This is a genomic window from Leucobacter muris (genome assembly GCF_004028235.1).
GTDB lineage: Bacteria > Actinomycetota > Actinomycetes > Actinomycetales > Microbacteriaceae > Leucobacter > Leucobacter muris.
Map to the genome: position 1 here is coordinate 1,334,388 of NZ_CP035037.1, position 12,741 is coordinate 1,347,128.

Consider the following 12,741-nt stretch of genomic DNA (forward strand, 5'->3'; position numbering starts at 1 on the left):
CGAACGCGGGCACGACTCGCCGGCTCAACCCGCCGCTCGAACCCGCGGAGGAGCGGCCCGTCGGCCCGCGCACCGAAGCCGCGGCTCCCGGCGCGCGCACACGCTTCGCCGCCGATGATTTGATAAATTAGACACGTGCCGCCCGTATCGCCTTCGACCGAGCCTGTTTTCGAGCCAGAAGAGAGCTCGAGGTCGAGCGAACCGGTTTTGGAGGAGCGCGAGGTCGAGAGCCGTCAGGGCGAGGAGACCGGTGCGGAGGCGGCATCCGCGGGCGGTTCCCCCCGCATCCGGCCGAGCCGCGCCGCGGGTGCGAGCGGTGACGCCCCCTCCGAGCCCCGGGCCGCCGATCTCGAGGCTGCCCAGCCGAAGCCGTCAACGCGCACGGGCCGTATCCAGGTGCCGGTTCCGTCGGTGGTGCGAGCGCGGGAGCGCGGCCGTCTGGCTGAGCAGAACCCCGTCGTGCTGCGCACCGAGATGCTCACGAAGACCTACGGTTCGCTCGTCGCCGCCAACGAGGTGTCGATCGAGGTGCACGCCGGATCCTTCACCGGCGTCGTCGGCCCCAACGGCGCGGGCAAGACCACCACGCTCTCGATGATCAGCGGGCTGCTGCGCCCCACCTCCGGGCGGGTGAGCGTGCGCGACGTCGACGTGTGGAGCGACGGGCCGGCCGCGAAGCGCCTCATCGGCACGCTGCCGGATCGGCTGCGCCTGTTCGACCGCCTGACGGGCGCGCAGCTGCTCTACTACTGCGGCGTGCTGCACGGCGTCGAGGAGGGCGCGGTCGCGCAGCGCTCCGCGGAGCTGGCCGAGGCGTTCGGCCTCGAGTCGGCGCTCGGGCGCCTCGTCTCCGACTACTCGGCCGGCATGCAGAAGAAGATCGCGCTGGCCTGCTCCATGATCCACGCGCCCGAGGTGCTCGTGCTCGACGAGCCGTTCGAGGCGATCGACCCCGTCTCGGCGTCGAACGTCACCGAGATCCTCGAGAAGTTCGTGTCGGGCGGCGGCAGCGTGGTCATGTCGAGCCACAGCCTCGATCTGATCCAGCGCGTCTGCGATCACGTCTCGATCATCGTCGACGGCAGCGTCATCGCGCAGGGCACCGTCGACGCCGTGCGCGACGGCATCAGCCTCGAGGAGCGCTTCACCAGACTGACCGGCATGAGCGACGCGAGGAAGGGGCTCGAGTGGTTGCACGGCTCTTCCGACTCCGAGTAGCGCTGCTGGGCGGTGCGTTCCGAGGATCGTTCGCGAAGGGCCTGCGCACCTCACTGCTCTACGTGCTGCTCGGCGCGGCCGCGGTGCTGCTCGCCGTGGTGCCCGCGCGCCTGCTGCCCGCCGGGCACGAGCGCGCGATCGTCGACGTGATCATCGGCACCATCGTGCTGGCGGGCGCGTTCGTGGTGCCGTTTTTCGAGAACCGCCGCAACCTCGAACCTCGCCAGTTCGGCCAGTTCCCGGTCGCGCCCGCGGCGATCGCCTCGTCGGTGCTCATCACGTCGATCATGACGTGGCCCTTCCTGCTGATGCTGATCTGGCTGACGGCGCTGGCCGTGCTGCGGCCCGAGTGGGGCGAGCCCGGCTGGATCGCGCCCGTCGCCCTGGCTCTCGCGGCGATCCTCGCGCTCTGCAGCGCGCGCGTCGTGTCGGCCGTGTCGAAGCTGCTCGCAGGAGCCCGCAACGCGGGTTCCATCCGCACGGTGGGCGTGGTGCTGCTCATCGCCTTCCTGCCGGTGGCCGTGTTCGCGGCCGCAACAGCGTTCGGGGCAGAGGGATCGGTCGCCGCGACCAGCGCCGCGGAAGCCGCGGGGTGGACCCCGTTCGGGGCGCCCTTCGCGGCCCTGGCGCTCGCGGCCGCGGGCGACGTCGACGGCGCCCTGCTGCATCTCGCGGTCGCGGCCGCCGCGATCCTCGTGCTGCTGGCCGTCTGGTTCCCGCTCGTGCGCTTCGCCAACCAGCACGTCGACCGCCCCGTCGCCCCCGACGCGGCCCGCGCCGGCCTCGGCTGGTTCGAGCGCTTCGCCGCGCGACCCGCGCAGGTGATCGCCGCCCGCGAGCTCACCTACTGGGCGCGCGACCCCCGCTACCGCGTCGCGCTCTTCGCGATCCCGATCGCCCCCGTCGTGATGCTCATCGCGTTCGCCGTGGCGGGCGCCGATCTGCGGCCGCTCGCGCTCGTGCCGCTGCCGGTCATCCTGCTGCTGCTCGGCTGGTCCCAGCACAACGACGTCTCGATGGACTCGACCGCCATCTGGGAGCACGTGGCTAGCGGCATCCGCGGCCGCGCCGACCGCGCCGGCCGCCTGGCTCCCGTGCTCATGATCGGCCTGCCCCTCGCCCTCATCGGCTCGAGCATCACCGTGACGATCCTCGGCGAGTGGCGGGTGCTGCCCGCGGTGATCGGCATGAACGTCTCGGTGCTGCTGGTGGCGTGCGCGGTGTCGAGCGTGTTCTCCGTGCTCATGCCCTACCCGGCGACGCGACCCGGGGACAGCCCCTTCTCGCAGCCCCAGTGGTCGGGTTCGGGTTCGGGCCTCGCGCAGACCCTCTCGATGGTGCTGGCGCTGCTGCTCGCGGTGCCGCCCCTCTGGTACGCGATCAGCGCGATCCTCGACGTCGAGTTCGCGAGCAACATGTGGGCGCTCGGCTTCGGCCTGGGCTACGGCGCCGTGGTGCTGCTGCTCGGCGTGTTCATTGGCGGCTGGCTCTTCGACCGCAGCGGCCCCGAACTCATCGCCGTCACCCAGGTCTTCGACTGACGCTCCGGGAGCCCCCGAGGTACAATCGGCTCATGGGTATTTTCTCGCGTCGTGATCCGGACACCGCAGGCGGGGGCACCGATGTGCTCGACCGCGAACTCGAGAAACTGCTCGAGGATTCGCAGATCGAGGACGGCGACCACGAGCGCTTCTCGCACTACGTGCCCAAAGACAAGATCCTCGAATCGGCCGTGACGGGCAAGCCGGTACGCGCGCTCTGCGGCAAGAAATGGACGCCCTCGCGCGACCCCGAGAAGTTCCCGGTCTGCCCCGACTGCAAGAGGGTCTACGAGCGCATGAAGAAGTGACGCGCAGCTCGCTCCGCCGCGGCCGAGCGACCGCATGCGGTGCGTGAACGACTGCGCCCCCGCCGAGGTTTCTCGGCGGGGGCGCAGCCGTCTCGCCTGGCCCTGTCGCTGATCGGCTGTTCGAGCGGTTCGGAGCGGGTCAGCGGTACTCGGTGGGGATCGCGGGATCGCCCCGCGTGAGGCTGAGCGCGACCGGCGGCAGCTCGGCGACGCGGGTGCGGTGCCGTTCGCGGGCGGCCGCGAGGCCTGCGGCGCCCGTGTGCTCGGGCAGGATCTCGCCCGCCTGCACGAGCGGTGCGAGCACCTCGCGGCTGACACCCGGCAGATCCTCGCCCTCGGGCTCGCCGCTCGGGCCGTCGCCGAGCAGGATCAGCTCGGCGGTCGCGGTCCCCCGCGCGTTGTAGCTGCGGCGCACGCTCTTGCGCCCGCCCACGGAGGCCTTCTCAGCCGACTTCTTCGCGACCGAGATCCACTCGCCCGACTCGTTCTCGTGCGCGACGAGCTTGTAGACCATGCCCATCGTGGGGGTGCCCGATCCGATCACGACCGAGGTGCCGACGCCGAAGCTGTCGACGGGCGAGGCCGCGAGGGCGGCGACGGTGTGCTCGTCGAGGTCGTTGGTCACGGTGATGCGGGTGCGCGTGGCCCCCAGCTCGTCGAGCAGTCGGCGCACCTGCGCGACGACGACCGGCAGGTCGCCGGAGTCGATGCGCACGGCGCCGAGCCCGGTGCCGGCGACCTCGACGGCGGTGCGCACGCCCTGCTCGATGTCGTAGGTGTCGACGAGCAGTGTGGTATCGGTGCCGAGGGCTGCGACCTGCGCCTCGAACGCCTGCCGTTCGCTGTCGTGCAGCAGGGTGAAGCTGTGGGCGGCCGTGCCCATGGTCGGGATGCCGTAGCGGCGGCCCGCCTCGAGGTTGGACGTGGCGCTGAAGCCGGCCAGGTAGGCGGAGCGGGCCGCGGCGACGGCGCTGTACTCGCCGGTGCGGCGGGAGCCCATCTCGGCGAGCGGCTTGCCTGCCGCGGCGTGGCTCATGCGGGAGGCCGCGGTGGCGACGGCGGAGTCGGCGTTGAGGATGCTGAGCGCGAGCGTCTCGAGCAGCACACCCTCGGCGAAGCTCGACTCGACGATGATGAGGGGGGAACCGGGGAAGAACACCTCGCCCTCGGGATAGCCCCAGATGTCGCCCGAGAACCGGAAGTCGGCCAGCCAGTCGAGGGCGGCCCCGCTCACGATGCGGTGCTCGCGCAGGAACTCGAGCTCGGCGTCGGTGAAGCGGAAGCGCTCGATGGCGTCGAGCAGGCGGCCGGTGCCGGCGACGACGCCGTATCGGCGCGCACCCGAGAGCCGCCTGGCGAAGAGCTCGAAGACGCTGCCCCGCTGAGCGGTGCCGGCCTGCAGCGCGGCGTCGACCATGGTGAGCTCGTAGTGGTCGGTGAGGAGGGCCGTTGACGTGTGCACGCCGCCAGCATAGTCGGTGGGGTGCGGCCGGATCAGCGGAAATCTCGTGAGGTGGTGCCCGCCGGTGCCGCGAGCGGCTCGAAGGTCTCGGCGATGATGTTGATCACCCCCTCCGGTGAGCGCTCGACCACACCCCGCACGACGAGCGCGGGCGAGGATCGGGCCACGAGCCGGTTGCGCAGCCAGACATCCCGCCAGGTCACGACGTTCACGCTGCCGGCCTCGTCTTCCAGCGTCACGAAGACAATGCCGCCAGCGGTGCCGGGGCGCTGGCGGTGCGTGACGAGCCCCGCGACCTCGACCATCGTCCCGGGGCGGGTGAGCCGCACGCCGTCCGAGCGCACCACGCCCCGCGCGTCGAGCGAGTCGCGCAGCAGCTCGAGCGGATGCGCCGCGAGCGGCACCCCAGTGGTCCACATGTCGAGGGCGGTCTGCTCGGCCGGGTTCAGCACGGGCAGCAGGGGCGGTTGCACGTGCACGGCGATGCCGGGCAGGAAGCGCTCCCGGTTGTCCGCCGCCGGCGCGGCGGCCCAGAGCACCTCGCGGCGACCGATGCCGAGACTCTCGCAGGCGCCCGCCGAGGCCAGCGCCTCGATCCGGCTCCGGTCCAGGTCCGCCCGCCGCGCGAGGTCGGCGAGATCCTCGAAGGGCGCGTGCGCGCGGGCTCGGGCGATGCGCTCGGCCGCCTCCGCCTCGATGCCCCGGATCGAGGTGAGGCCGAGTCGCACCGCGAAGGCGCCGTCGCGGCGGTGCACGCCGCTCGTGTCCGGCGCCTGCGCATCAAAGGCTCCGACCGGGGGTTGCGGATCCGCGAGGCAGGCATCCGAACCGGTGACCCGGCCGCGATCCGCGTTCGGCAGCGCCTCGAGGTCGGCCTGCGCGCCCGACCGCTGCACATCGGGCGGCAGCACCGTCACCCCGTGTCGGCGGGCGTCCTGCACGAGCTCCCGTGAGGAGTAGAAGCCCATGGGTTGCGAGCGCAGCAGGCCCGCGAGGAAGGCCGCCGGGTAGTGCAGCTTGAACCAGGAGCTGACGTAGACGAGCAGCGCGAAGCTGAGCGAGTGGCTCTCGGCGAATCCGAAACTGGCGAAGGCCTCGATCTGCTCGTAGAGGCGCTGCGCGTCGTCGTCCCCGATGCCGTTCTCGCGCATCCCAGCGAAGAGCTTTGCCTTGAGACTGTCCATGCGCTCCTGGCCGCGCTTCGAACCCATGGAGCGCCGCAGCAGGTCGGCGTCCTCTCCCGAGCAGTTGCCGATGGCGATGGCCATCTGCATGAGCTGCTCCTGGAAGATCGGCACGCCCATGGTGCGCTCGAGCACCGGGACCAGTTTGGGGTGCGGGTACTCGATGGGATCCCGACCATTCCTTCTGCGCAGATACGGGTGCACCGCACCGCCCTGGATGGGGCCCGGGCGGATGAGCGCGATCTCGACGACGAGGTCGTAGAACTGGCGGGGGAGCAGTCGTGGCAGGGTGTTCAGCTGCGCGCGGCTCTCGACCTGGAACACGCCCACGGCGTCGGCGCGGCACAGCATGTCGTAGACGCCGGCCTCCTCCTTGGGGATCGTGTCGAGTTCCCAGTGCTCGCCCGTGCTCGTCTCGACGATGTCCATGGTCTTCTGCAGGGCGCTCAGCATGCCGAGGCCGAGCAGGTCGAACTTGACGAGGCCCATCGTCTCGCAGCTGTCCTTGTCCCACTGCAGCACGGTGCGGCCCGTCATGCGGGCGTGCTCGATGGGGCAGACCTCGCCAACGGGCCGCTCCGTCAGCACCATGCCTCCCGAGTGGATGCCGAGGTGCCGGGGCGCCTGCATGAACTGCCTGGCCAGCCGCTGCACGGCTTCGGGGAGGGGGCTGTCGGGATCGTCCTCGATGCCGCCCCACCGTTCGAGGCCCTTCGTCCAGGCCCGCTGCTGACCTGCGCTGTAGCCGAGGGCCTTGGCCGCGTCGCGCACCGCGGCCTTCGGGCGGTAGCTGATGACGTTCGCGACCTGCGCCGCGTTGCGCCTGCCGTACTTGCCGTAGACGTACTGGATGATCTCTTCGCGCTTCTCGGAGTCGAAGTCGACGTCGATGTCGGGCTCCTCGTCGCGCAGGCTCGACAGGAAGCGCTCGAAGGGCAGATTATAGAAGATGGCGTCGACCGCGGTGATGTGCAGCACGTAGCAGACTGCGGAGTTCGCGGCCGATCCGCGGCCCTGGCACAGGATTCCTTCCGCGCGGGCCTTGCTCACCAGGTCGTGCACGATCAGGAAGTAGCCGGGGAAGTCCTTCTGCTCGATGACGTCGAGCTCCTGCTCGATGCGGGTGCGGTGCCCGTCGGGGAGCGCCGCGCCGTAGCGGCGCTCGGCCCCCTCCCACACGAGGCTGCGCAGCCAGCTCATCTGCGTGTGCCCCTCGGGCACGTCCAGCTTCGGCAGCCTCGGCCGCGCGGCCTTCAACGGGAAGGCCAGCTCCCTCGCGAGCGGCACGGTGCGCGCGACCGCGTCGGGGTAGCGGGCGAAGCGGCGCAGCATCGCGGCTCCGCTGCGCAGATGGGAGGCGCCGGGGGCGGGGAGGTGCGGATCGAGCTCGTCGAGGCTGCGACGGGCCCGCACCGCCGCCATGGCCTCGGCGAGGGGGGGCATGCGCGCGGGCGGCGTAGTGCACGTTGCCCGTGGCGATCGTGGGGACGCCGCGCGCGGCGGCGAGACCCGCGAGGCGGGCGTTCAGGGGGTCGTCGCCGGGGTGCCCGTGGTGCGTCAGCTCGACGTGCACGCTGTCGGCGCCGAAGAGCGCGGTGAGGCGGTCGAGCTCGGCCAGCGCCAGCGTCTCGCCCATCTCGCGGGTCGAGGCCCCGCCGAGGGCACGACGTACAGCGCCCTTGCGGCAGCCGGTGAGGATCACCCACTCGCCCCGACCGGCCTCGGCGAGCGCCTCGAGGTCGTAGACCGGCCGACCCTTCTCACCCCCGGCCAGCTGCGCTTCCGTGATCGCCCCCGCGAGCCGGTGGTACCCCTCGGTTCCCCGCGCGAGCACCAGCAGGTGCGTGCCCACCGGGTCGGCCGCCCCGAGTTGCGGGGCGTCGAGTCCGAGGGAGAGCTCGGCGCCGTAGACGGTGAGCAGCGGGGAGCGCTCGCCCTGCTCGTCTGCTGCGTTCCTCTTGTTCTGGGCCTCGGCGGCCTCCGCGAAGCGCGCCGCTCCGTAGAAACCGTCGTGGTCGGTGAGCGCGATGCCGCTGAGGCCGAGTCGTGAGGCCTCCTCGATGAGCTGCTCGGGCGACGACGATCCGTCGAGGAAGCTGTAGTGGGAGTGGGCGTGGAGTTCGGCGTAGGGCACGGCGGGGGACTGCGGTTCGGCAGCCGTGTGGAGCCCGGAGGCGGTGGCGGGTCCGGATCCCGTGTCGGCTCTGCGCGCGTCGCCCGTCTCGGGATCGTCTCGGCGATCCCGAGCTGCGGCGGGCGGGCCCGCTTGCGGGGCGCGGCCCGAGAGGCGCCGTTCGAACTCCTGCCAGGGCAGCGGTGAGTTGTGCCACTTCATCAGTCGTACCGCCCCTCGGCGTGCCACCGCCCCTGCTCGTGCAGCAGCAGCCAGGCGTCTCCGTCGGCGAGTTGCAACTGCAGCCTGAAACGCTCGGGGGCGCCCCGCCACCACTGCTCGCGCAGGGGCCAGGGGAGCGACCAGTCGCTCACCGGGGCGTCGAACCCGGTGCCGCTCACCCGCAGACGGGCCGGTCGGGCGGTGAGCAGATCCTCGTCGTCGATGGCGACGGGGGCGCCGGAACTGTCGCAGAGCTCGACCGGAATCGGCTCGGGGAACACGAGGCTGGGCGTCGGCCCCGGGATCGCCCCGGGCCAGGGGCCTGCCGCGGAGCTCCGCGATTCGCGCCGGCCCGCCCGCCCCGTGCTCCAGGGGACGAAGCTCTGCCGCTCGGCGAGCAGGCGGCCGCCGACGAGCCCCATCGTGCCGACTCCGGTGTGTCCGAGCCGGCTCTGCACTCTGCTCAGATGGTGATGCACGCGCGTGTCGGGCTCCGTGCTCCAGAGGCCCGGCTCGTGCGCGGCGGCGCGGTCGGTGTGGGCGGGGGACAGTCGAACGCAGGCGATGCCCGCCCCCTCTCTGCCGCTCTCTGCACCTGCGGGGGTCGTCGGCATCGCGGCGACCTGCCAGCGGACACGGTTGACCGCATCGGCCGCGGTGAAGCGGTGCGGGTGCGACCACACGCGCTCGTGCCGCACGCCGATGTCGTCGGTGAGCTCGATGCGGAGGGCGGTGCAGACGAGACGATCCTCGGCGAGCCCCGAGACGAATCGCTCGGCCAGGGCCATGCACGCGAAGGCGAGCTGCTCGGCGCTCTCGACCGGTGGTTCGAGCGAGAGTTCGACGGCGAGCTCCCGCACCGGGGTGCGCGGGCGCACCTCGGAGCCGTGCTGCGGGCCGGAGGCGCAGGCTCGCCGGTGCACCGCGACCCCTTCCGGCCCGAAGCGCTGCCGCACCGCGTCTTCGGGGAGTGCCGCCAGTGCCCCCAGCGTGCGGATTCCGAGGCCGTGCAGCACCTCGGCGAAGGCCGGCTGCGCAGCGCGGCCGACGGGAAGCGAGCTGAGAAAAGCGGCTGCGGCTCCGGCCGGCACGATGCGCACTCCCTCGGACGGAGCCGTGACAGCCGGATCGGTCGAGGAGGCGCGGGCGGCCTGCTCGGCGGCGAAGCGGCCATCGGCGATGCCGACCCGCGCCCCGGGAAGGCCCAACTGCTCGGCAAGGCTCAGGATCGCATCGGCTGCGCGATCCTCGCCCCCGTAGTAGCGCGCCGGGCCGCGGGCGCGCATGGCGCAGAGCCCCGGCCGCAGCGGCTCGACCCCGGGGATGAGGTGCTCGAGCGAGGCGATCACGGGGGCGAATCTGCGCTCGTCGACCTCGGGATCGTGCGGGGGCACCGCGAGCGATGGGCAGCGGGACTGGGCCTCGGTCTCGCGCAGCCCCACCCGCACGCCCTCCGCCCGCGCCGCGTCGGAGCAGGCGATCACCTGCCGATTCGCGATCAGCGCGATGGCGGGGGTGGCCGGCGGGTCCTCCTCCGCGCTCTCCAACTCGCGAAGATAGGCGCGCACCGGCCAGTCGGGCACCCAGAAGACGAGGATCCGCTCCGCCGCGCTCGCCGCCGCGGAGACCGTGACGGGGGCGCTCATCGCGGCACCAGCCTGCGAACCCCGGGAACGGCCGGGTCGGCGACTGCGCCGCCCGCGAAGCGCACGGTGTGGCGGGCCGTACCCCGCCGATCCTGGGTCTGCACCGTGAGCTCCCGCTCCTCGAGCAGGCCGTGCCCCTCGCCGAGCCCTCGCCACCGCGACCCCGTGACCCGCATCGTGCTCTCGGGCCTGGGCCAGTCGCCCACCGCGACGAGCGCGGAGCCGTGCTCGCGGAGACGGGCCGAGATGCGTTCGACCTCACCGGGGCCCACCCGCTGGGGCGGGCGCAGCAGCACGACGGTGAGCACCTCGCTCAGCGCGCCCGCGATGCCCAGGGCGTCGGGGCCGGGGCACGGGACGAGCACGCAGCGGTCGAGTGCGACGCCGAGTGCGGCGGCGGCCTCGGCGCCGAAGGCCGGGCAGCCGATCACGCCGCACCAGGAGCCCGCCGATGACACCTCGGCCAGCAGCGCGAGTGCGAGCTGCGTGGAGCCGTGCACGGCGTAGCTCGCCCCCTTGCGCAGGGACCCGCCGGGCAGCAGCGGGCGCAGGCCCGACGCTGTGGGAAGCGCGCGATCGTCGAGCCGCAGCGGCTGCATCTCGGTGATGCGCTGCTGCAGCGAGCGGACGGTCGCGACGGAATTCATGCAGCAATATTCGAACATATGTTCGAATAAGTCAATCCGGACGCGCCCGTCCCCGGCGGGGCTCGGGGAGGCGTCGAAGACGGCGTAGGATGGTGGGGATGAACGAAGACGAGCTAGACGATTACGAGCGCGAGGCCGAGCTGTCGCTGTTTCGCGAGTACCGCGACATCGCCAGCCAGTTCCGCTATGTCGTCGAGACCGAGCGCCGCTTCTACCTGGCCAACGAGGTCGACCTCAAGCGGCAGGACGCCGGCAGCGACTTCTACTTCGAACTGTCGATGAGCGATGTCTGGGTATGGGACGTGTATCGCTCCGACCGCTTCGTGAAGTCGGTGCGGGTGCTCACCTTCAAAGACGTCAACGTCGAAGAGCTCTCGGCCCGCGAATTCAAGCTGCCGCAGGAGCTGTCGCTCGACGAGTAGCCGGTCGCCCCGCGTGAGACCCCGGGCCGCACGGCGCCCGCATTGAGCACCCCGCTCACATCCGCGCCGCTGCGCGGTCGACGGGCCGGTTCTCCACAGATCTCGGGATCGTGCCCCGCCGGCTGCTCCACGATGAGAGGGTCGGAGCATGACCGCTCCCGTCTCCCCTCACGCTCGCGCCTCAGCCGTTGCGCTCGCTCTCATCGCCCTGGTGATGATCGCGGTGCTCGTGAGTGCGGGCGTCCCGGGCGGCGCACCGGCCGCCGCCCGGGAGCCGCCGACAACGGTGACCGCCTCCTCGGCGCTCGCGGTGCCCTCGGTACCCTCGGTGCCGTCGGCGTTCTCGCGGGCGGTGCCGTCGCCCGTGTCGGCATCGGATGCGCGGGCGCCGCTCGCGCGGGTCTCGTGGTTGGAGGGGGCTCCCGCTGCCGCGCTCGCCGCCGATGGGACGCCGACGGGGCTCTGGATCCCGCCCCTCGGGTCTCTGGAGGTGACGGGTCCCTACAGCGCCCCGCCGCATCGCTACGGCTCGGGCCACCGGGGGATCGACCTCGCCGCCACCGCGGGTATGGCTGTCGTGGCCCCGGCCTCAGGCACGGTCTCGTTCGCGGGTGCGGTGGTGGACCGGCCGGTGGTCTCGGTGCGGGTGGACGAGCGCACCGTCTACTCCCTGGAACCGGTGAGCAGCGGCCTTGCGGCGGGAGACCCGGTGGCGGCCGGCGCCGTGCTCGGTGAGGTGGCGGGCGGCGGCCACTGCCTGCAGGAGTGCGTGCACCTGGGGGGGGGGCGAGTACGTCAATCCGCTGCGGTACCTCCGCGGTCGGCCGGTGCTGCTGCCCTGGTGAACCGGAGCGAGCGGGATCGTGCACGCGGGATCGTTCGGCACTGCGCGTCGGCACCGCGTATCGCTCGGCAGCGCGCATCGTTCGGTACCGCGCATCGCGGAAGTGAGGATCGTGCGGCGTTATTCGACGTCGCGAACCGCGCGGTGCTGAACCGCGCGGTGCTGAATCGCGCCGTGCCGAGACGGGTCGTGCCGAGTCGGTGCTGTGCCGCCCGGGTCAGGCGCGAGGGTGGGCCTGCCGGTAGCTCTGCGCGAGCCGTTCGGTGGAGACGTGGGTGTAGACCTGGGTGCTCGCGAGACTGGCGTGCCCGAGCAGTTCTTGCACGACGCGCAGGTCGGCTCCGCCGTTCAGCAGGTGCGTGGCGGCGGTGTGCCGCAGGGTGTGGGGGCCGCGGGGGCCGCCGCCCGGTTCGTGCTCGAGCTCGCGCGCCACGAGCCGGTAGACGGTGTTGGTGCCGAGCCGCGCACCTCGCCTGCCCAGGAAGAACGCGGCGAGGTCGGGCTGCTCCGAGCGGATCGCGAGGGACGGGCGCCCGGTTTCGAGGTAGGCGTCGATGGCCTCGGCGGCCGGCGCCCCGAGGGGCACCACCCGTTCTTTGCCGCCTTTGCCGAGCACCCGCACGGTGCGTTCGCGGCGGTCGACGCCCCCGAGGTCGAGCGAGCACAGCTCGGAGACGCGCAGTGCGGAGGCATAGAGCAGTTCGAGCACGGCGCGGTCGCGCAATTGCTCGGGGTCGCCGCTCTCGGCGCGCAGGGCGGCCCGCTCGAGGATGCGGGTGATCTGCTCGTCGGCGAGTACACGAGGGAGTTCGCGCTGGGTCTTCGGCGCGCGGAGCCGGGAGGCCGGGCTGCCGGGTACGAGCCGGCGCTGCTCGAGCCACGAGCCGAACGACTTGAGGGTGGCGACGTTGCGGGCGAGGGTGCTCGCCGCGAGGCCCCGCTGCTGCCGCTGCCAGAGCCACCCGCGCATGAGCTCGAGGTCGCACTGGGCGAGAGCGGTGGCGCCGGCCTGCTCGGCGAACTCCGAGAAGTCGCGCAGGTCGCGCTCGTAGGCGCGCACCGTGTGCTCGGAATACCCGTATTCGAGGCGCACGGCCGCGATGAACGCCTTGATCGCCGCCGCCAACTCCATGC

At 72.3% G+C, this 12,741-nt stretch carries 8 protein-coding genes and 2 pseudogenes; 5 read left to right on the forward strand and 5 right to left on the reverse strand.

The window, feature by feature from the left end; translation table 11 throughout:
- Window positions 1-207 precede the first annotated feature (207 nt).
- The 3 genes from Leucomu_RS06305 to Leucomu_RS06315 are packed head-to-tail and all read left to right on the forward strand — an operon-like array spanning window position 208 to window position 3,067.
- Entirely contained in the window at window positions 208-1,218 is a 1,011-nt protein-coding gene (locus tag Leucomu_RS06305; RefSeq protein WP_017884874.1) for an ABC transporter ATP-binding protein, read from the forward strand.
- Complete coding sequence (locus Leucomu_RS06310) at window positions 1,188-2,759, forward strand: hypothetical protein (protein ID WP_128386694.1); 1,572 nt, start codon at window positions 1,188-1,190, stop codon at window positions 2,757-2,759. The genes Leucomu_RS06305 and Leucomu_RS06310 overlap by 31 nt, the downstream gene beginning before the upstream one ends.
- A 32-nt stretch (window positions 2,760-2,791) precedes the next feature.
- A complete protein-coding gene (locus Leucomu_RS06315) occupies window positions 2,792-3,067 on the forward strand; it encodes a DUF3039 domain-containing protein (protein ID WP_017884876.1) in 276 nt (91 codons plus the stop codon).
- A gap of 139 nt (window positions 3,068-3,206) precedes the next feature.
- Here Leucomu_RS06315 and Leucomu_RS06320 read toward each other — a convergent pair whose 3' ends face one another.
- The 4 genes and pseudogenes from Leucomu_RS06320 to Leucomu_RS06335 form a co-directional block, all read right to left on the reverse strand.
- The gene (locus Leucomu_RS06320; protein WP_017884877.1) at window positions 3,207-4,529 is read right to left on the reverse strand and encodes a nicotinate phosphoribosyltransferase; all 1,323 of its coding nucleotides are present in this window, start codon (window positions 4,527-4,529) and stop codon (window positions 3,207-3,209) included.
- A gap of 32 nt (window positions 4,530-4,561) precedes the next feature.
- A pseudogene (locus Leucomu_RS06325) lies at window positions 4,562-8,048 on the reverse strand (error-prone DNA polymerase).
- Window positions 8,048-9,694 carry a DNA polymerase Y family protein gene (locus tag Leucomu_RS06330; protein ID WP_017884879.1) on the reverse strand — a complete coding sequence of 549 codons (1,647 nt, stop codon included), beginning with the start codon at window positions 9,692-9,694 and terminating at the stop codon, window positions 8,048-8,050. The pseudogene Leucomu_RS06325 and the gene Leucomu_RS06330 overlap by 1 nt, the downstream one beginning before the upstream one ends.
- Window positions 9,691-10,341: a hypothetical protein gene (locus tag Leucomu_RS06335; protein ID WP_128386695.1), complete on the reverse strand. Its 651-nt coding sequence runs from the start codon at window positions 10,339-10,341 to the stop codon at window positions 9,691-9,693. Before Leucomu_RS06335 ends, Leucomu_RS06330 begins: the two co-directional genes overlap by 4 nt.
- Window positions 10,342-10,439: 98 nt before the next feature.
- Between Leucomu_RS06335 and Leucomu_RS06340 the strand changes: the two genes are divergently transcribed.
- Entirely contained in the window at window positions 10,440-10,763 is a 324-nt protein-coding gene (locus tag Leucomu_RS06340) for a DUF2469 domain-containing protein (RefSeq protein WP_017884881.1), read from the forward strand.
- A gap of 568 nt (window positions 10,764-11,331) precedes the next feature.
- A pseudogene (locus Leucomu_RS15915) lies at window positions 11,332-11,481 on the forward strand (M23 family peptidase); the annotation flags it as partial.
- Between the two features lie 343 nt (window positions 11,482-11,824).
- Here Leucomu_RS15915 and Leucomu_RS06350 read toward each other — a convergent pair.
- Window positions 11,825-12,739: a tyrosine recombinase gene (locus Leucomu_RS06350; protein ID WP_017884883.1), complete on the reverse strand. Its 915-nt coding sequence runs from the start codon at window positions 12,737-12,739 to the stop codon at window positions 11,825-11,827.
- Window positions 12,740-12,741 lie beyond the last annotated feature (2 nt).